Origin of the sequence: Pseudooceanicola atlanticus (assembly GCF_000768315.1) — a bacterium.
In the GTDB taxonomy this organism is placed as follows: Bacteria; Pseudomonadota; Alphaproteobacteria; order Rhodobacterales; family Rhodobacteraceae; genus Pseudooceanicola; species Pseudooceanicola atlanticus.
Map to the genome: position 1 here is coordinate 52,942 of NZ_AQQX01000013.1, position 18,118 is coordinate 71,059.

Here is an 18,118-nt window from a genome sequence, read left to right on the forward strand (position 1 = left end):
GCCCGCCATGCGTCACGTCGCAGGAGGTAAGGCATGAAAATCGAAGGAGATTTCGAGGTCGAAGCGCCGCGTGGCGAGGTCTGGGAAAAAATTCGCGACCCGCAGGTCATGGGCGCCAGCATCCCGGGCTGCGACACGGTGGAGCAGGTCGACGAGACCTCTTACCGGGCGCAGGTGGCGGTGAAGGTCGGACCTATCAAGGCCCGCTTCAACCTGCTGGTCGAGGTTCTCGAGGAACAGCCCGAACACACGATTCTGTCCCGCACCTCGGGCGAGGAGGGGACGCGGGCCAGCGTCGTGAACTCCGACAATGTCGTGCGACTGTCCGATACCGATAGTGGCGGCACCCGCGTGGATTACGTGGCCAACGTGTCGGTCACGGGGCGGCTGGGCAAGTTCGGCCTGGGGATCTTCCGCAAGAAGGCCGACCAGCTGGCCGGGCAATTCGTCGTCAATTTCCGCGAAAAGCTGGGGGTGACGGCATGACCGAGGTGCTGAGCCCCGAAACCGTCGAAGACGCCGTCGCCCTGCTGGCCGAGCATGAAGAGGCGATGCCGCTTTCGGGCGGTGCGACGCTGATCGCGATGCGCAACGCGTCGCTGGTCGAACCCACCCATCTGGTCAGCCTGGACCGCATTGCGGCGCTGCGCGGGATCACACGAACCGAAGAGGGGGGCTTTCGCATCGGAGCCATGACGCGGCATTGCGAAACGGCCGCCTGCGCCGATCTGACCGGCAGCTTCTACGTGTTGCGCCGTGCGGCGGGCATGATCGCCAACCGCGTGGTACGCAACATGGGCACCATGGGGGGATCGGTCGCCAATGCCGATCCCGCCGCCGATTACCTGCCGGCGCTGGCGTGCTGCGACGCAGTGCTGGACATCGCCGGACCGGAAGGGCGGCGCCAACTGTCGATCCTCGATTACGTCGAGGATTGGTACGAAACCGCGCTCGAAGAGGGCGAGATCATCACCGCGATCACATTGCCGGCCCCGGTCGAGGCGTCGTCGACCTACCGCAAGATCGCGCGTGTGTCGGGCGATTATGCCACCGCCTCCTGTGCGATGTCGCTGGATGCGGACGGGCAGGGGCTGCGGGTGGCGATCGGAGCCTGCGGGCCCGGCCCCCTGCGGGACCGTGACGGCGAAGCGGCGCTGCGCGGCAAGCTTGATGACCCGGCGGCCGTTGCCGAATTCGCGGGCCGCCTGGTGGCCCTGGCGGACCCGGTCGACGACGTGAGGGGCAGCGCCGAATACCGCCTGCGCCTGATCCCGCGGCTCGTCACTTCGGTCCTGTCCGAACTCACCCAGCAGAAGGAGATGGCATGATGGCGAAGAAGGTGCTGCACAGCCTCACCCTGAACGGCGAACAGGTCGACGTGGCCACGCCCTCGGGTGCGACGCTTCTGGAAACCCTGCGCGAGGACCTGCGCGTGCTCAGCTCGAAACGGGGATGCAACCAGGGGGTCTGCGGGGCCTGCACGTTGCTTGTCGACGGCAAGCCGGTCCGTGCCTGCCTGACCCTGACCGCGCGTTGCGAAGGTCACGAAATCCAGACGGTCGACGGCATGGGCGAAGATCACGTGATGGCCACGCTGCAACGCCACATGGTCGAAAGCGGGGGCGTTCAATGCGGCTTCTGCACCGGGGGTGTCCTGATATCGGCACGTGAACTGCTGGCCGAAGACCCGATGCCTAGCCGCGAGGCCGTCAAGACGGCGCTGTCGGGCAATGTCTGCCGCTGCACCGGCTATCGCACCATCGTAGACGCCGTCGTTGGCGCGGCCGAGGAGTTGGCGCAATGAGCCTCGATCAAGCAGACCCGATCTTCGTCGGCGGCACCGTCGGCAAATCCGTGGCCAAACCCGACAACCTGGAAAAGGTCCAGGGGCGCGCGGAATATATCGCGGATCTCTACCGTCCCGGCATGCTGCATGGCGCGATCCTGGCCAGCCCGCACGCTCATGCCCGGATCAACGGCTATGACCTGACCGATGCGCTCGACGCGCCCGGCGTCGTGGCGATCATCACCGGTGACGACGTGGGCGATGGCCGCATGGGCGCCTTCATCAAGGACGAACACGCGATCGCCAAGGGCAAGGTCCTGTATGTCGGCGAACCCGTCGCCGCTGTCGCCGCCCGCACCGAGGAAGAGGCCCGCCAGGCCTGCCGACTGATCCGCGTGGAATACGAAGAGCTTCCCGCCGTGCTGTCGCCCGAGGCCGGGCTGGAGCCGGACGCGCCGATCCTCCACGAGAAGCTGTCCGAGTATATCAAGGTCTTCGACGCCGGATCCGAAGGCAACCTATGCAGCCGCACCGAGCTGAGCGAAGGTGATGTCGACGCCGCCTGGGCCGACTGCGATGTCATCGTCGAGGATGAATTCACCACGCAACCGCAAGCGCATGTGTCGATGGAGCCCTGCGGTGCGCTGGCCGAGGTGGACGCCACCGGTCGGGTCACCTTGTGGTCCGCCAACCAGTCGGTGTTCCGCGTGCAGGCAAATGTCTGCGAAAGCCTCGGCCTGCCGATGTCCAAGCTGCGCAGTCTGACCCCCCGCGTCGGCGCAGGGTTCGGCAACAAGATGGAACCGCATATCCAGCCGATCACCGTCGCGCTGGCGATGAAGGCCAAGCGGCCGGTCAAGCTGATCCTGTCGCGCGAGGAAGATTTCGAGATGGTGCGCGCACGCCATCCCTACCGCGTCCGAATGAAGACCGGCGCAAAGGCCGATGGCACGCTGGTGGCCCGCGATTGCGAAGTGCTGGTGGATTGCGGCGCCTTTGCCGACGACAGCCCCGGCGTGCTGGGCTACAGCCTGCTGATGTGCGGCGGCCCCTACCGTATTCCCAACCTCCGGGCCTCGGGGCGGCTGGTCTATACCAACAAGCTGCGGTTCGGTGCCTTCCGGGGCTTCGGCAACCCGCAGGTCCTGTTCGCCGGCGAACAGCAGATCGACCAGATCGGCGACAAGCTGGGCCTCGACCCGTTCGAGATCCGGCGCAGGAACATGCTGCAGGAAGGCGACCAGTGGTTCGTCGGCCCGCGCATCGGCTCCAACGGTCTGGCCCGCTGCATGGACGCCGTGGAAGAGGCCGCCAAAGGGCCGCGCGCCGATGGCTCGCCGCGCAATTTCGGCCTGTCGGTGACCGCGCATATCTCGGGCCTGCTGGGCACCGGAGCCATCGTGCGGATGCTTGAGGACGGGACGATCTCGCTCAATACCGGGGCGACGGATATCGGGCAGGGGTCTGACACCGTGCTGGCGCAGATCTGCGCCGAAGAACTCAAGCTGCCCTTTGATCAGGTCGTCGTGGCCAGCCCCGATACCGATGGGTCGCCCTATAACTGGGGCACCACCGCATCCCGCGTCACCTACACCACCGGCCGCGCCGTCAAGGCGGCCGCGGGCAAGGTTGTCGAACAGGCGATGGACCATGCGGCCGAGATGCTGGATTGCGATGTCGAGGACCTCGAACTGCGCGAAGGCGGTCGGATCGGACAACGCGGGTCAAACACGGACGTGACCTTTGCCGAGATTTCGGGCCGCGCCCATTGGGCCGTCGGTGGCCCCCTGGTCGGCAGTGAGACGCTCGTCTTCGACGAACCGACCCACGATCCCAAGCGGGCGATTGCCCTGGGCCTGCCGTTCCCGCGGATCGGCGTGTTCAGCTTTGCCGCGCTCGGCGTGGATATCGATATCGACGACACCAGCGGTCAGGTCACGGTGCACGAGGCCTGGTCGGCGGCCGATGTCGGCCGCGCGATCAACCCGCGCCTTGTCGACGTGCAGCTGCATGGCGGTTTCGTCCAGGGCCTGGGCTATGCGCTTTACGAGGAAATGGTCTGGGACGGCGCGCGCCTCGCGAACCCGTCACTGATGGATTACAAGGTGCCGACCGCGCGCGACGTTCCCGACGCAATCCACACCTTCATCATCGAAGACCCGGACCCGACCGGGCCGTTCGGCGCCAAGGGCGCCGGCGAAATCGGCCTGAACACCGTTCCGGGCGCGATTGCCAACGCCGTGGCCAAGGCCACAAGCGCCCGGCACACAGACCTGCCCCTCACCGGGGAACGCGTGCTTGACGGCATGCTCGGCCCCGACCCCTCGCAGGACTGATCCCCAACCAAGAAGAGATCGCAAAGATCGATAAAGCCCCCAACAGGAGAGAAGAAGATGAAAGGACCAACAAGGCTGGTGAACGCCGCGCTCGGCGCGGTCATGGCCACGATGACAGCGGGTGCCGCTTTTGCGCAGGACCCGATCACGATCGGGTATTCCATCGCGCGGACCGGCATCTATGCCGCCGCCGCGCCGTCGCAGGAAAACCCTTACAAGCTGTGGCAGAAGCAGGTGAACGCAGAAGGCGGACTTGAGCTGCCCGACGGCGAACGGCGCCCGGTGGAATTCGTCAGCTACGACGACCAGTCCAACCCAGCCAACACCGTGCGGATCTACGAAAAGCTGATCACGCAGGACGACGTCGATCTGCTTGCCGCCCCCTGGGGCACGCCGATGCACCTCGCGCTTGCCCCGGTGCTGCAGCGCTACAAGATGCCGATGGTGGGCAACACCGCGGCCTCCGTCCAGCTGCGCAACGTGGCACCCGGCTACATCTGGTTCCCCACCTCGGCCATCCCCGATGCCATGGGGGCCGAACTGGCCAAGATGATGCAGGCCGAAGGTGTCGAAACCGCCGCCCTGCTGGCCAACGAACTGCCCTATTCGCAGGAATTCCGCAGCTTCCTGATCCCCGCGCTCGAAGAGGTCGGGATCGAGGTGACGGTCGACGAAAGCTATCCGCCGGACGTCAAGGACATGACCTCGATGCTGGTCGAGGTGCGAGAGGCCGCGCCTGATGCCGTCGTCGCGATGACCTATCCCGCCGATTCCTTCCTGTTCGCCGGTCAGGCGCGGGAACTGGGGATCGAGGCGCCCTTCGTGATGTCGCTGATCGGGCCGACCATCGACGCCTACCGCAAGGCCAACGGGGCCGGGGCCAATGGCATCGTGTCGTCGGCGCACTGGTCGTCCGAGGCAGACGCCTGGCCCAAGGGGCAGGCCTTCTTCGACGCCTATGTCGCTGAATTCGGGGAAGAACCCGACGCGCTCGACTCCGCCCTCGCCTACATGTCGATGGAAATCCTTCAGCAGGCCGTCGCCGAAGCCGGGCTCGACCCCGAGGTGCTGCGTGGGGCCATCGCGGAGGGAACCTTCGACACGATCAACGGCGAGGTGCGCTTTGACGGCGTGCAGAACGTGGTGACGCCCACGGGCTTCGTCCAGATTCAGGACGGCAAGATCGAACTGGTCTGGCCCGAGGCGGTGAAGACCGCCGATTTCGCCCCCAAGCAGGGCTGGTGAAACCCGCGGGACCCCGCCCTCAAGGGACGGGGTCCCCGACCGCCCAGTCAGACCCGCGCGGGCCCGGTCCCGCGCCATACCCCCCAAGGGTTCAGCCAGGGGAAAAGGACCGTCGTGGATACGTTACTGTCAGGACAAATGCTGTTCGCCGCGCTCGTTTCGGGATCGCTCTACGCGCTTGTCGCGCTCGGGCTGAACCTGGTCTACGGGACGCTTCGACTGCTCAATATCGCTCATGGCGATCTGGTGATGATCGGGGCCTACACGGCCTTCTGGATGATCTCCCTTTTCGCCGTCCCGCCCATCATTTCGCTGGTCGTCGCGGCCGCGCTCTGCGCTCTTCTGGGCTGGGCGGTCTATGTGGGCCTCTTCCGCCGCATGCTGGCCAAGCCCGAGCTGGCCAAGCGGGTCGAGGCGAATTCGCTGATCCTCTTCTACGGCATCTCGGTCATCTTGCAGAACCTCGCCGCGCTGGCCTTCACGTCGACCTCCAGGGGGTATCAGTACCTTGATACCGTCATCACCTGGCAGGGCGTCAGCATGACCGGCAATCGCCTGCTGACCCTCGGCATCGCCGCCGCGATCTGCTTCGGCACGATCCTGTTCCTTCGGTTCCACCTGTTCGGCTGGGGCCTGCGCGCGGTGATCCAGCGGCGCGAGGCGGCGCAGGTCGTCGGCGTGAATCTCAACCGGGTGCAGCTGCTGACAATCTGCGGTGGCTTCGCGGTGGCGGGCGTCGCCGGCGTACTGGTCAGCATGACCGAGCAGATCACGCCCTTCATGGGCTTTCCCTTCACCATCGTGGCCTTCGTCGTGATCATCATCGGCGGGCTCGGCAATATCGGGGCCGGTGTGCTGGCCGGCTTCTGCCTGGGTCTCGTCGAAACCTACGGCATTGCGCTGACCTCGCCCGGCTACCGGTCGATCCTGATCTACGGGCTCTTTGTCGGCGTCCTTCTGATACGGCCCGAGGGCATCTTCACCAAGGCGGTGCGGTCATGAAGAACATCGGTCTGATCCTCGGGGTCGCGCTGGCCGTCGTCGCGGCCGCGGTCCCCGCCTTCGGCACCCCCTACATGATGGGTGTGGTCTTCCAGGTCGCAATGTGGATCGCCCTGGCACAAAGCTGGTCGATGCTGTCGGCAACCACCGGCTACCTGTCGCTGGGTCATGCGGTCTTCTACGGTGTCGGCGCCTATGTCTGCGTCCTGCTGACCGGCACGATCCCGTTCGAATGGGCGTTGCTGGCCGGGGCCGTGGCGGCCGCCGTCTTTGCGGCGATCGTCGGGCTGCCGGTCTTGCGGGTGCGCGGGCCCTATTTCGTCATCCTGACCTATGGGTTGTCCGAACTGGTCCGCCACGTGGTGATGCGCATAGAATCCGCGCTTGGCAGCTTCGGGCGGATGATCTTCGACGTACCCCGGACCGAGGTCCTGATGTGGTGGATGGTCGGGCTGGCCGTTCTGGCGACGCTGGGCGCCTATGCGATCCGGCATTCGCGGTTCGGCGCCGGGCTGGCCGCGATCCGTGAGGACGAGGTCGCCGCCGAAACCGTCGGTGTGCCCGTGACGCGGCTGAAGCTCTTCGCCTTCATCGCCTCTGCCATCATTCCCGGCGCGGTCGGTGGCCTGGCCCTGCTGCGCACCAGCTATTTCGAACCGGCGCAGGCCTTCGACCCGGTGATATCCTTCACCATCGTGACCATGGCCCTGGTCGGCGGTACCGAAACGGTGCGCGGCCCGATCCTTGGCGCGCTAGGCTTCGCGCTGCTGTCGGAACTGCTGTGGTCCAGCCTGCCGCAGCTTTACATGATCGTTCTGGGCCTGACGCTCATCATATTCATCCTGTTCGTGCCGCGGGGCCTGTCCGGCCTGTTCGGACGCCTGGGGAGGGCCGGCTGATGGCGTTTCTCGATATCAAGGGCGTCAGCAAGCGCTTTGGTGGCCTGATGGCCCTGTCCGACGTCGACATGCAGGTCGAAAAGGGCGAGATCTTCGGCCTCATGGGCGCCAACGGTGCCGGCAAGACGACGCTTTTCAGCGTGATCGCCGGGCATGTGGCGCCAACCACGGGCGAGGTCGTCTTTGACGGACAACGCCTGACGGGGCTGTCGCCAAGCCGGGTCTGTCGTCTTGGCCTATGCCGGACCTTCCAGATCGTGCGTCCCTTCGCGGGGCTCAGCGTTGCAGAAAACCTGCGTGTCGCGGCGCTTTACGGCAGCGGCCGCAAACTGACCTCGACCGAGGTGGCGGCCGTCGTGGACGATGCGCTCGAAGCCGTCGACCTGACCGACCGGCGGGATCTGGATGGCGGGCAGTTGACCCTGTCGGGCCAGAAGCGGCTGGAGATCGCTCGGGCGCTCGCCACCGGGGCACGGCTTGTGATGCTGGACGAGGTGATGGCGGGCCTCAACCCGACCGAAATCAGCGCAATGCTCACCACGCTGGAACGCCTTCGGACAGAACGCGGCCTGACCTTCGTGATCGTGGAACATGTGATCGGCGCGCTCATGACGCTGTCGGATCGCATCCTCGTTCTCGATCACGGAGAGCGGATCGCGTTCGGCACGCCCGAGGAAATCGGCAATCACGACCGCGTTGCAGAGGTGTATTTCGGATGACCACCCCATTGCTTTCCGTCTCCGGCCTGCGCGCCTCCTACGGTCCGGTCCAGGTGCTGTTCGACGTGGATTTCCAGGTTGCCAAGGGCAGCGTCACGACCCTGATCGGCGCGAATGGTGCAGGCAAGACGACGATCATGAAATCCCTTGCCGGGCTGGTCGCGCCCACGGATGGCGAGATCCGGTTCGAAGGGCGCGATATCACCCAGGTGCCCAGCCATGACCGGGTGAATTCCGGGCTGTGCCTGATCCCCGAAGGCCGCCTTGTCTTTCCCGGCATGAGCGTGGAACAGAACCTGCGCCTTGGTGCCATCGCCCCCGCTGCGCGCGCGGGCCACAACCAGATGCTGGCCGAAGTCTTCGATCGGTTTCCCCGCCTCAGGGAACGGCGCAGCCAACTGGCCGGGCTGATGTCCGGCGGGGAACAGCAGATGCTGGCGCTCGGGCGGGGCCTGATGGCGCGGCCACACCTGATCCTGATGGACGAACCCACGCTCGGCCTGGCACCCGTCATGGTCAAGCAGGTCTTCGAAACCATCGTGGAACTGCGCGACGCGGGCTTCACGATCCTGCTGGCCGAACAGAATGCCAAGGTCGCGCTGGAACTCGCCGACCGCGCCTATCTGCTGGAAAACGGTCGCGTCGCGCTCTCCGGTCCGGGGGCAGAGCTTCTGGCCTCGCCCGACGTACGCCGCGCCTATCTCGGGATGTGATCGCCATGCCGACCAATGCCCCCCACAAGGAGCCACCCATGCGTTTCATCGCCCTCTTCTTCGACGACGTGCAGCCCTCGCAGATCGATGCCGATCTGACCCGCGCGCATTTCGACTATCTCGCCACCTGCGGCGACAGGATCACCGATGCCGGTGGGCTGCGCGAAGGGCCCGATGCCCCGTTCTGTGGATCGGTCTGGGTGATCGAGGCCGACACCCTGGCCGAGGCGCAGGCGCTCGCCGATGGCGACCCTTACTGCAAGGCGGGCCTCAGGCCCGATTACCGCGTGTTGCAATGGAACCGGGCGCCGCTGCCCAAGACCGACTGACCCGACGAGGAAAGGACCAAGCCATGACCACACCCGACGGCACCGAGGTGAAGATCTTCACCCCCGAAACCACCCAGGAAGCCAAGCAGGGGATGCCGCAATTCTTCGGCGTCTCGGAACGCAGCACGGGGGCCAAGCACCTGTCGCTGAACGTCACCGCCTTTGGCCCCGGCGGCCAGGCCAAGCCGCATCGCCACAAGGACTACGAAACCGCGATCTACACCATGGATGGCAATATCATCCTCTACTATGGCGCCGAACTGGAAACCGAAGCCCTGATGGACCCGGGCAGTTTCTGCTTCATCCCGGCCGAGGTGCCGCATGTGGCGTTCAACCTGTCCGAAACGGAACCGGCAACCGCCCTGACCGCACGCAACGACCCGCGCGAACAGGAAAACGTCGTGCTCATGCCCGAGCTCGACACCGACGCGCTGGCGGACCGGATCGCCAAGCGCCGGGCGGAGGGCTGAACGATGAAGGTCATCATTGCCGGCGGCGGCATCGGCGGCCTGACGGCCGCACTCTACCTGCACAAACACGGCGTGCCCTGCCAGGTGTTCGAGAAAGTGCCGAAGATCCAGCACCTGGGCGTCGGCATCACCATGCTGCCCCACGCGATCAGCGCGATGAACGAACTGGGCCTGATGGAGCCGCTGGACGCTCTGGGCGTGCGGACTGACCGGATGATCTTCCGCACAAGGGGCGGGCAGGAGGTCTGGAACGCGCCGCGCGGCCTTGCGGCGGGCTATGACGTGCCCCAGATCACGGCGCATCGTGCCGATATCCACCAGGTCCTCCTTGATGCTGTGGCCGAGCGGTTGCCCGATGGGACGCTGACCCTCGATGCCGCCTTCGATGCGGTCGAGGAGACCGGCGACGGCGTCCGCGTCACCCTGCGCCGGGCCGATGGCAGCACCTTCACCGCCGAGGGCGACGTGCTGATCGGCGCAGATGGCATCCACTCGGCCGTCCGCCGGCACCTCAACCCCGACGAAGGGGCCCCGCGCTGGTCCGGCCTGATGCTGTGGCGCGGGTCGCTCGACTGGCCAAAGGTCCTGGACGGGCACACGATCATCAATTCGGGTGGCATCGACCGCAAGTTCATCTTCTACCCGATCGGTCCGGGCAAGACGCCCGAGACGCAGTTGATGAACTGGGCCTGTGTCGTGCGCCAGGCCGAACCCGGCGCACCGACGCCCGGCCGCGAAAGCTGGAACAGCGAAGCCAAGGCCGAAGCGCTGCACCCGATCCTGAAGGATTTCACCGTCCCGGAAACCGATATCCGGGCCATGGTCGATGCGACGCCGGTCTTCTGGGATTTCCCGATGTGCGACCGTGATCCGCTGGACAGCTGGACCAGGGGGCGGATCACCCTTCTGGGCGACGCGGCGCACCCGATGTACCCGTTCGGGGCCAACGGCTCCGCGCAGGCCATCCTGGACGCCCGCGCGCTTGGCCGGCTCTGTGGCGCCGGGGGTGATCCTGCGGAGGTCCTCAAAGCCTACGAGGCTGAACGCCTCGGCCCGGTGAACGAAGTCGTTGCGGGCAATCGCACCGGCGGGCCCGAGCGCGTGATCGACGAGGTGGAAACCCGCATCGCCGATCTGCCCGGCCAGCGCTTCGACGATCTGGAACAGATCCTGCCGTTTGAGGCGCGCGACGCGATCGTCAACGGCTACACGAAGATGGCTGGCTTCGCGACCGAGCAGGTCAGCTGACGGGCGCGATCGATTGGGGAGGGGTGCAAACCCTTCCCTGACAGCCTCAAACAACCTTGAAAAACGCACCCCGCGCGAGCGCCGGTTTTTTGACGCAGAGGGGTGCTCGAACAGGCCGTTGTTGGGGCTGTAAACGACGCTTTGCCTCGCATGGACGGTATTTGCGTCCAAGACCGTGCACAATGAGGCCGGGATATCAATTGGCTTGGTATCGAGTTCCGTCTAATCTGCCGGCAAACGGCGCCGGGGCGCCGCTTGCCGCGCCTTCAGATCGACGGCAACTGGTCGATGAACTTGTCCATTGTCAGGGGATAGTCCCGCACGCGGATCCCGGTGGCGTTGTACATCGCGTTGGCCACGGCGGGGGCTGCGCCGCAAAGCCCCAATTCCCCCACGCCCTTGGCCTTGAGCGGTGTCGCAACCCCGTCGAGCGTGTCCAGGAAGATCACTTGCTGGTCCGGGATATCGGCATGGACGGCCACTTCGTAGCTGGCCATGTCGTGATTGGCAAAGAACCCGCGACCGCGGTCAAGCGCCATATCTTCAGACAGCGCCGCGCCGACACCCATGACCATGCCACCGATCACCTGGCTGCGCGCAGTGACCGGGTTCAGGATCCGGCCCGCGTCACAGACCGCCAGCATGCGGCGGACCCGCGTTTCGCCGGTATAGGCATGCACGCCGACCTCCACGAAATGGGCGCCAAAGGTTCCCATGGCATAGCCATCCTGGAAATCGCCCCATTCGATTGCGTCCTCGGCCGAAACCTCCTCGTTGATGTCCGACAGCGACATGCGGGTCTCACCGCTCACGACATTGCCATCGGCGAAGGTCGGATCCTGCAGGCCGAGATTGCCGGCGATCTTCTCGCGCAGGGCCATGCAGGCGGCATAGACCCCCGAGGTGGAGCTGGGTGCACCGAACTGACCGCCGGACCCCGAGGAAACGGGATAGGCGCTGTGGGCCATCCGCATTTCCACATCGTCCAGCGACATCCCCATCGTCTCGGCCGCCGTCTGCGCAATGATCGTGTAGGAACCGGTGCCGATATCGGTCATGTCCGTTTCGATGATCAGCTTTCCGCCATCAAGGATGGCACGGGCGCCGGATGGCAACACGAGCGCACCGCGATAGGCCCCGGCAACACCATGACCGATCAGCCAGTCGCCATCGCGGCGGCCCCCGGCGGAGGTGTTGCGTTCGGCCCACCCGAAAGCTTCGGCGCCGCGTTCAAGGCATTCGACGAAATGCCGGTCGCTGAAGGGGATGTCCGGGTCGGACGGGTTCACCTGCGTATCGTTGATAATCCGGAACCGGACCGGATCCATCTCGAGCGCTTCGGCCATCTCGTCCATTGCAATCTCCAGCGCCATCAGGCCGGAGGCTTCACCGGGCGCGCGCATGTCCGCGGTTTCCGGCAGCGGCATGTCGAGCACATGGTTCTTCACCCGGCGGGTTTCCCCGGCGTAGAAAATGGGCGTCTGGGCGGTCGCGTTCTCTCCGCGCCCCCCGGGCAGGCAATAGGCGGCAGCTTCGTGCCAGATGCCTTTCAATGTCCCGTCGGGATTGGCCGCCAGCCGGATACGCTGGACCGTGGCCGATCTGTGCGTGGTGTTGTTCATCACCATCGGCCGCGGCAGGGCCAGCTTGACCGGAACACCGGCCGCGCGGGACCCGAGCGCGGCCAGCACCGCATCGGCCCGCAGCCACAGCTTGGCCCCGAACCCGCCGCCGACATAGGGGCTTTCGACCCGGATACGCTCGGGCTCGATCCCGAAGGTCGTGGCGATGGACTGGTGGTTCCAGTTGATCATCTGGTTCGAGGTCCACACCGTCATGTCGCCCCCGTCCGACCAGTCGACGGTCGAGGCATGGGGCTCCATCATCGTGTGGCTCTCGCCCGGGGTGTGATACATCTGGTCCGTCACCACCGCGGCGTCGCGAAAGGCCGCGTCGACATCGCCGAACAACGTGTCGGGCTCGCCTGATCCCTCGACCCGGCGGAACGCCGCATCCAGGTCCAGGTCGGCGGCCTCGCCCTCTTCGTAGGTGACGTCGATCCGGGCCGCCGCGGCGCGGGCCTGTTCAAAGGTTTCGGCCACGACGACGGCGATGGCCTGGTGGTAGTGCTGCACCTCGTTGCCGCCGAACAGGCGGGCCACGTTGTTCATCCCCTTCTCAAGGGGGTCGATGTCCAGCGTGGTCACGACCGCGCGGACGCCCGGGGCGTTGCGGGCCGCCTCTGCGTCCATAGCGGTGATCCGCCCATGCCCGATCGCCGCCCCGAGAGGGTAGCCGTAAAGCGCATCGGGCGCCGCGTCATTGCGTTCATAGGCGTAGGGCGCGGTCCCTGTGACCTTCAGCGGGCCGTCGACCCGCTGGGTGGGCTTGCCGATGATTTTCGCGTCGTCGAAGAGGTTGGTCTCGACCGGTGAATTGAATTTCATCTCAGGCCTCCTTCAGCATGGCGGCGAGGGTCCGCTCGGCGAGGGTCAGTTTGAAGGCGTTCTCCTCCGTCGGCGTGGCACCGTCCAACAGGACGGACATCACGGCGGCGGCGCCGTTGGGCAATTGCGCGTCGGCGTCAGCCCGGCGCCAGGGCTTCGGGGCGACGCCCCCCAGGGCGACACGTCCGGTGCCGTCGGCCTGGCGGACCAACGCGACGGAGACGAGTGCGAAGGCATAGGACGCGCGGTCGCGCACCTTGTGATAGGCCTGCGTGCCCCCAACGGGTGCAGGCAGGCGAACATGGGTTATCAGCTCTCCGGGCATCAATGCGGTTTCCCGCTCGGGCGTGTCACCCGGCAGGAGGTGCAGATCCTCCACGGCGATCTCCCGGGTCATGCCGGAAGGCGTGACGGTTTCCACGATGGCGTCCAGCACCCGCATGGCAACGGCCATGTCCGAGGGATGGGTCGCGATACAGGACGAAGACGTGCCGATCACACCCAATTGGCGCGAAAATGCCCCTTCGGTCAGGGCGCCGCACCCCGATCCGGGGCTGCGTTTGTTGCAGGGCATGTTGGTATCGAAGAAATACGGGCAACGGGTACGCTGCAGCAGGTTGCCGCCCGTCGTTGCCTTGTTGCGCAACTGACCCGTGGCCCCCGCGGCGATGGCCCGGGTCAGGACCGGGTAGTCGCGGCGGATGCGGGGATGGGCCGACAGCGCGGTGTTGGTCACCAGGGTGCCGATCCGCAATCCACCGTCTTCCGTCTCCGTGACCTCGTCCAGCCCCAGGCCGTTCACGTCGATCACGTGGGCCGGTGCCTCGATCTCGTGTTTCATCAGGTCCAGCAGGTTCGTGCCGCCTGCCAGGAATTTCGCGCCCTCGACCTCTGCGGCCCGTGCCACGGCCTCGGACGGATTAGCGGGTTTTTCGTAGGAAAAGGCTCTCATGCGTTTTCCTCCGCGACTTGGGTGATGGCTGACAGGATGTTGGCGTAGGCGCCGCAGCGACAGATATTGCCAGACATGCGTTCGCGAATTTCAGCGTCGGTCATGGCAATCTCTGCGGTCAGATCGCCGGTGACGTGGCTGGGAATGCCCGCGCGGATTTCTTCGATCACTTTGCGGGCCGATTGGATCTGACCCGGGGTGCAATAGCCGCACTGAAACCCGTCCTGTTCGACAAAGGCCGCCTGCATCGGGTCCATGTTGTCGGGCTGGCCGATCCCTTCGATCGTTTCGATCTCGTCACCATCATGCATGACGGCGAGGCTGAGACAGGCGTTGATGCGCTCCCCGTTGACGGTACAGGTGCACGCGCCGCACTGCCCGTGATCGCAGCCCTTCTTCGTCCCGGTCAGCTTCAGGTGTTCGCGCAGCGCGTCAAGAAGGCTCACCCGGTTGTCGACGGTGATCTCCCGCGGCGTGCCATTCACGACAAGAGTGACAGTGCTGGTCTGCGGGCCGACGGGTTGCGGGGCTTCGGCGGTCTGGGCCGAAGCGTCTCTGGTCATGCTGTGGGTCAAGGCTGCCGCGGCGGTGCCCGCCAGCAGGGTACGGCGGCGTAGGGTGAATCCGATGGGTGGGCTCATGGCTGATCCTTCCTGTTTACGGACGTCCTGTCCGGCACGCGTCGGAACCCCGAGCGCTCAAAAAGGAAACGCGACCGTTTCGAAAAAGGTCCTCAGTTCATGTTCTGAATGGCCGAACACAGTGATGAGTGATTTTCATGGGCAGTGAAAAACCTGAGGACAATTGGGGCCTTGAGGGGCAAGACCCGCACTTGGTTTAACCCGGAGCGAAAACTCATATCGATCAGGCCTTACCTTTTTGACGGCGAACAGCGTCGTGAGATCCTGCAGGCATGCCATTCGCAAAAGGAATTCAACCAGCTCTGCAAAACAGCGCTTCGCGAGAACTTTGCGCGACGTTGCGATGGAACTCCTCAATTGACTGGGGCAGTGTGCACCCGACTTGAAACCGCGAGGGGTCAAAGGGCAAAGGCATCAGTCAATGTCACAGGCTGGGGCTTAGCATCGCGACATAGATTTTGGAGGAGTCAAAATGGCCACCACTGGCAAGCAATTGTTCACGACACTGGATGCAGACGGAACGCTGACCGTTGCGATCGAAGACGTGAGCTTTCCCGATCCGACCGGCAACCAGGTCCTGGTGAAAATGGAGGCGGCGCCGATCAACCCGTCGGACCTCGCCATCCTGGCCGGTGCGGCGGATCTTGAAAACGCAACGTACACGCAGGGCAAATTCGTCGCGACCATGCCCGAGCCGTTCAATACCGGTTCCAAGGCGCGTCACGGTCTGAAACTCCCGGCCGGGAATGAAGGCGCAGGCACGGTCGTTGCCGCGGGTGACGGCGACGCTGCCAAGGCCCTCGTGGGGCAGCGCGTGGCCTGTGTGCCGGGCAATGCCTATAGCCAGTACTGCGTCGTCGATGCCAGGTCCTGCCTGCCCTTGGGCGATCACACCGCCGAAGAGGGCGCGAGCGCCTTCGTCAACCCGATGACCGCGCTTGGTTTCGTCGAGAATGCCAAGATGGATGGGCAGAACGCGATCCTGCATACGGTCGGGGCCTCGAACCTGGGCCAGATGCTGACGCGTATCTGCCAGGAGGACGGCCTCGCTCTGGTCAATATCGTGCGCAAGGCGGATCAGGCGGACCTGCTGAAGAAGATGGGCTCCACCCATGTGGTGAACTCTTCGGACGACGATTTCATGGGTCAGCTCCGCACTGCGATCGAGGATACCGGAGCGTTTTACGGGTTCGATCCGATCGGCGGCGGCAAGACCGTCGACACGGTCTTCAAGGCGATGGAGCAGGTGGCGGTCAAGCAGATGACCGAGTATTCGCGCTATGGCTCCAACCAGCAGAAACGGATGTTCATCTACGGGCGCCTGGACACGGGCGCGACCATGCTGTCGCCCAGCTATGGCTTTGGCTGGACGCTGTCGGGTTGGCTGCTCTTCCCGTTCCTGCAGGCGGCGGGGCAGGAAACCGTTGGGCGCATGCGCAAGCGCGTGCTTGAAAACCTCACGACGACCTTCGCCAGCCATTACAAGCAGCGCGTCAACCTCGAAGAGATGCTCACCAAGGAAGCCGTGACCGATTACCGGGCGATGAAGACGGGCGAGAAATACCTCGTCACGCCCTGGTCGTAAGCCATCGATTGGCCGGCCCGGGAGCAATTCCGGGCCTGTCGCTCCGATCGTCAGCGCAGCTGTTACTGCGCCGCGCCGTGTCTGGCCGATACCATTTGCTCGGGGGGGCGCGATTTCGGCTTTGCCCCGCCTTGTTGAAGTGGGTCGGGCGTTCGACAAACCATTTTTGCCCCTATGCGCATGACGGTTTGCGGTACTGAGGCGAAGGTGCCAATGGGCCAAACTGCGTCTCTTCACACTGCAAATTTTGTTCAGACAGAGGGCTTCTCGCACCTTCCGCCGGACGCCTTGTGGTCCCCGATGTGGTCCGCCTTCAACTGCGGCACGTAGAGAAGGCAGGCGTGGGTATCGCGCCGGTTGCAAGGACCTGACGATGAGTTCCCACCCCAAGGAGCGGACCAATCTGTCTGCCTACGCGCTCTTCGCCGGTGTGCTGTCGGCGGCGGGGCTGCCGATCTACATGCATGCGCCCAAGTTCTTCTTCGACCAGTACGGGGTCGGGCTCGGCGCGCTTGGGTCGGTGCTGTTTGGCCTGCGTTTACTTGACGTGGTGCAGGACCCGGCTCTTGGTTGGTTCTCCGGTAGGGTCAAAAGGCGCGCGACGCTGGTAGCGGTCGTCGGGTCGACGATGGCTGCGGCCATGCTGGGTGTCTTTGCGCTGGCTCCGCCAGTGCCGCCTCTCGTTTGGTTCGCGTTTTCACTGGGGGTGCTCTCCACCGCGTTCAGTTTCCTGTCGATTACGTTCTACGCACAAGGCATTGCAAAGGTCGAACGCTCGCCTGATGTCAGTCATGTTCGGCTGGCAACCTGGAGAGAAGCGGGCGCTCTGATTGGAATCTGCGTAGCAGCGGTCGCACCTACATTGCTGGCTTTGCTGACGCCGAAGCCCTTTGCTCTTTTCTCGGTGCTGTTCGTGGTGGCTTTGGGTTTCGCCATCCTATCGATGCGCAGAGAATGGCAGGTGGTGAGCACGGATGCCCGACCCGCAATCGCCGTCCTATTGCGGGATAGCGGTACGCGACGTCTATTGCTGATCGCCTTCGTGAATTCCGCGCCGGTGGCCGTCACGTCAACGCTCTTTCTGTTCTTCGTGCAGTATAGGCTCGATGCACCCGGACTGGAAGGTCCGCTGCTGCTGCTCTTTTTCGTTGCTGCGGCAATCAGTGCACCGCTCTGGGGAAAAGCAGGGCGGTTCTACGGTCTGCGCCGGACATTGCTGTCAGGTATGATCCTGGCTGTCGTGACCTTCGGCTTTGCAATATCGCTTGGGTCTGGCGACGTGTTGGCATTTGCGGTGATCTGTGTCGCTTCTGGTGCCGCGCTCGGGGCAGATATGACGTTGTTACCTGCCGCCTTTTCAGTGCATGTGGCGTCGGGCAAAAATAATGCTGGACAGGCGTTTGGTCTATGGAATTTCGTGTCCAAAGCCAACTTGGCCTTGGCAGCCGTTATCGTACTGCCTGTGCTCGACTATGCTGGCCTATCCGCGGATCAACCGGTCGGTCCCGGCGGGCTCAGGACATTGACGCTTCTTTATGCGGTCCTGCCATGCGTCATGAAACTCATCGCCATCAAGTTGCTGATGACGTCGTCTGTGCTCGAGAAGATAGATGCCTCTGCGAGGGAAGCACTCCCAACCTGACCCATATTTTTTGGTCAGAAAAACAGGAGTAATGGTGGCAAAGAGGTCGTTACACCGCAGGGGCAGCATTGCTGTTTGCAGCCACAGCCAGCAAACATTGGTAT

The 18,118-nt window shown here is 64.6% G+C and carries 17 protein-coding genes; 14 read left to right on the plus strand and 3 right to left on the minus strand.

Annotation, left to right across the window (positions count from 1 at the left end; all coding sequences use genetic code 11):
- The first annotated feature begins 33 nt into the window (after positions 1–33).
- The 12 genes from ATO9_RS19225 to ATO9_RS19280 all read left to right on the plus strand — a co-directional run bounded on the left by ATO9_RS19225 (position 34) and on the right by ATO9_RS19280 (position 10,747).
- Positions 34–486 carry an SRPBCC family protein gene (locus tag ATO9_RS19225; protein ID WP_043753241.1) on the plus strand — a complete coding sequence of 151 codons (453 nt, stop codon included), beginning with the start codon at positions 34–36 and terminating at the stop codon, positions 484–486.
- Positions 483–1,328 (plus strand): FAD binding domain-containing protein, encoded by an 846-nt coding sequence (locus ATO9_RS19230; protein WP_043753243.1) that lies wholly within the window; start codon positions 483–485, stop codon positions 1,326–1,328. The genes ATO9_RS19225 and ATO9_RS19230 overlap by 4 nt, the downstream gene beginning before the upstream one ends.
- The gene (locus ATO9_RS19235) at positions 1,325–1,804 is read left to right on the plus strand and encodes a (2Fe-2S)-binding protein (protein WP_052418473.1); all 480 of its coding nucleotides are present in this window, start codon (positions 1,325–1,327) and stop codon (positions 1,802–1,804) included. The genes ATO9_RS19230 and ATO9_RS19235 overlap by 4 nt, the downstream gene beginning before the upstream one ends.
- Positions 1,801–4,122, plus strand: coding sequence for a xanthine dehydrogenase family protein molybdopterin-binding subunit (locus ATO9_RS19240; protein ID WP_043753245.1), 2,322 nt, complete (start codon positions 1,801–1,803; stop codon positions 4,120–4,122). Before ATO9_RS19235 ends, ATO9_RS19240 begins: the two co-directional genes overlap by 4 nt.
- A 57-nt stretch (positions 4,123–4,179) precedes the next feature.
- Positions 4,180–5,367, plus strand: coding sequence for an amino acid ABC transporter substrate-binding protein (locus tag ATO9_RS19245; protein ID WP_081979674.1), 1,188 nt, complete (start codon positions 4,180–4,182; stop codon positions 5,365–5,367).
- Positions 5,368–5,481: 114 nt separating this feature from the next.
- Positions 5,482–6,369, plus strand: coding sequence for a branched-chain amino acid ABC transporter permease (locus ATO9_RS19250; protein WP_162183084.1), 888 nt, complete (start codon positions 5,482–5,484; stop codon positions 6,367–6,369).
- Positions 6,366–7,268, plus strand: a complete 903-nt coding sequence (locus tag ATO9_RS19255) for a branched-chain amino acid ABC transporter permease (protein WP_043753252.1) — start codon at positions 6,366–6,368, stop codon at positions 7,266–7,268. The genes ATO9_RS19250 and ATO9_RS19255 overlap by 4 nt, the downstream gene beginning before the upstream one ends.
- The gene (locus ATO9_RS19260) at positions 7,268–7,987 is read left to right on the plus strand and encodes an ABC transporter ATP-binding protein (protein WP_043753254.1); all 720 of its coding nucleotides are present in this window, start codon (positions 7,268–7,270) and stop codon (positions 7,985–7,987) included. The genes ATO9_RS19255 and ATO9_RS19260 overlap by 1 nt, the downstream gene beginning before the upstream one ends.
- Positions 7,984–8,700 (plus strand): ABC transporter ATP-binding protein, encoded by a 717-nt coding sequence (locus ATO9_RS19265; RefSeq protein WP_081979675.1) that lies wholly within the window; start codon positions 7,984–7,986, stop codon positions 8,698–8,700. The genes ATO9_RS19260 and ATO9_RS19265 overlap by 4 nt, the downstream gene beginning before the upstream one ends.
- Positions 8,701–8,738: 38 nt before the next feature.
- Positions 8,739–9,029, plus strand: a complete 291-nt coding sequence (locus ATO9_RS19270; RefSeq protein WP_052418474.1) for a YciI family protein — start codon at positions 8,739–8,741, stop codon at positions 9,027–9,029.
- 23 nt (positions 9,030–9,052) lie between these two features.
- Complete coding sequence (locus ATO9_RS19275; RefSeq protein WP_052418475.1) at positions 9,053–9,499, plus strand: cupin domain-containing protein; 447 nt, start codon at positions 9,053–9,055, stop codon at positions 9,497–9,499.
- A gap of 3 nt (positions 9,500–9,502) precedes the next feature.
- Positions 9,503–10,747 (plus strand): FAD-dependent monooxygenase, encoded by a 1,245-nt coding sequence (locus ATO9_RS19280; protein WP_043753258.1) that lies wholly within the window; start codon positions 9,503–9,505, stop codon positions 10,745–10,747.
- Between the two features lie 266 nt (positions 10,748–11,013).
- On the opposite strand, the gene ATO9_RS19285 is transcribed toward ATO9_RS19280, so the two are convergent.
- Genes ATO9_RS19285 through paoA form a run of 3 tightly spaced genes read right to left on the minus strand, consistent with a single transcriptional unit; the run spans position 11,014 to position 14,787 of the window.
- Complete coding sequence (locus tag ATO9_RS19285; RefSeq protein WP_043753260.1) at positions 11,014–13,194, minus strand: xanthine dehydrogenase family protein molybdopterin-binding subunit; 2,181 nt, start codon at positions 13,192–13,194, stop codon at positions 11,014–11,016.
- Position 13,195: 1 nt separating this feature from the next.
- Positions 13,196–14,146, minus strand: a complete 951-nt coding sequence (locus tag ATO9_RS19290) for an FAD binding domain-containing protein (RefSeq protein WP_043753262.1) — start codon at positions 14,144–14,146, stop codon at positions 13,196–13,198.
- Positions 14,143–14,787 carry an aldehyde dehydrogenase iron-sulfur subunit PaoA gene (gene paoA, locus ATO9_RS19295; protein ID WP_043753264.1) on the minus strand — a complete coding sequence of 215 codons (645 nt, stop codon included), beginning with the start codon at positions 14,785–14,787 and terminating at the stop codon, positions 14,143–14,145. Before paoA ends, ATO9_RS19290 begins: the two co-directional genes overlap by 4 nt.
- A 472-nt stretch (positions 14,788–15,259) precedes the next feature.
- Here paoA and ATO9_RS19300 point away from each other — a divergent pair, with 472 nt between their 5' ends.
- On the plus strand, positions 15,260–16,372 hold the full coding sequence (locus tag ATO9_RS19300) for a zinc-binding dehydrogenase (protein ID WP_043753266.1): 1,113 nt from the start codon (positions 15,260–15,262) through the stop codon (positions 16,370–16,372).
- Positions 16,373–16,745: 373 nt separating this feature from the next.
- Positions 16,746–18,014, plus strand: a complete 1,269-nt coding sequence (locus tag ATO9_RS19305) for an MFS transporter (RefSeq protein WP_043753268.1) — start codon at positions 16,746–16,748, stop codon at positions 18,012–18,014.
- The last annotated feature ends 104 nt before the right edge of the window (positions 18,015–18,118 follow it).

Bases quoted from the DNA above. Each gene is read 5' to 3' on its own strand.
- ATO9_RS19275 (WP_052418475.1), top strand. From the start codon at position 9,053: ATGACCACACCCGACGGCACCGAGGTGAAGATCTTCACCCCCGAAACC.
- ATO9_RS19300 (WP_043753266.1), top strand. From the start codon at position 15,260: ATGGCCACCACTGGCAAGCAATTGTTCACGACACTGGATGCAGACGGA.
- ATO9_RS19230 (WP_043753243.1), top strand. From the start codon at position 483: ATGACCGAGGTGCTGAGCCCCGAAACCGTCGAAGACGCCGTCGCCCTG.
- ATO9_RS19260 (WP_043753254.1), top strand. From the start codon at position 7,268: ATGGCGTTTCTCGATATCAAGGGCGTCAGCAAGCGCTTTGGTGGCCTG.
- ATO9_RS19290 (WP_043753262.1), bottom strand. From the start codon at position 14,146: ATGAGAGCCTTTTCCTACGAAAAACCCGCTAATCCGTCCGAGGCCGTG.
- ATO9_RS19240 (WP_043753245.1), top strand. From the start codon at position 1,801: ATGAGCCTCGATCAAGCAGACCCGATCTTCGTCGGCGGCACCGTCGGC.
- ATO9_RS19235 (WP_052418473.1), top strand. From the start codon at position 1,325: ATGATGGCGAAGAAGGTGCTGCACAGCCTCACCCTGAACGGCGAACAG.
- ATO9_RS19270 (WP_052418474.1), top strand. From the start codon at position 8,739: ATGCGTTTCATCGCCCTCTTCTTCGACGACGTGCAGCCCTCGCAGATC.
- ATO9_RS19280 (WP_043753258.1), top strand. From the start codon at position 9,503: ATGAAGGTCATCATTGCCGGCGGCGGCATCGGCGGCCTGACGGCCGCA.
- ATO9_RS19285 (WP_043753260.1), bottom strand. From the start codon at position 13,194: ATGAAATTCAATTCACCGGTCGAGACCAACCTCTTCGACGACGCGAAA.
- ATO9_RS19245 (WP_081979674.1), top strand. From the start codon at position 4,180: ATGAAAGGACCAACAAGGCTGGTGAACGCCGCGCTCGGCGCGGTCATG.
- ATO9_RS19225 (WP_043753241.1), top strand. From the start codon at position 34: ATGAAAATCGAAGGAGATTTCGAGGTCGAAGCGCCGCGTGGCGAGGTC.
- ATO9_RS19265 (WP_081979675.1), top strand. From the start codon at position 7,984: ATGACCACCCCATTGCTTTCCGTCTCCGGCCTGCGCGCCTCCTACGGT.
- ATO9_RS19305 (WP_043753268.1), top strand. From the start codon at position 16,746: ATGAGTTCCCACCCCAAGGAGCGGACCAATCTGTCTGCCTACGCGCTC.
- ATO9_RS19255 (WP_043753252.1), top strand. From the start codon at position 6,366: ATGAAGAACATCGGTCTGATCCTCGGGGTCGCGCTGGCCGTCGTCGCG.
- paoA (WP_043753264.1), bottom strand. From the start codon at position 14,787: ATGAGCCCACCCATCGGATTCACCCTACGCCGCCGTACCCTGCTGGCG.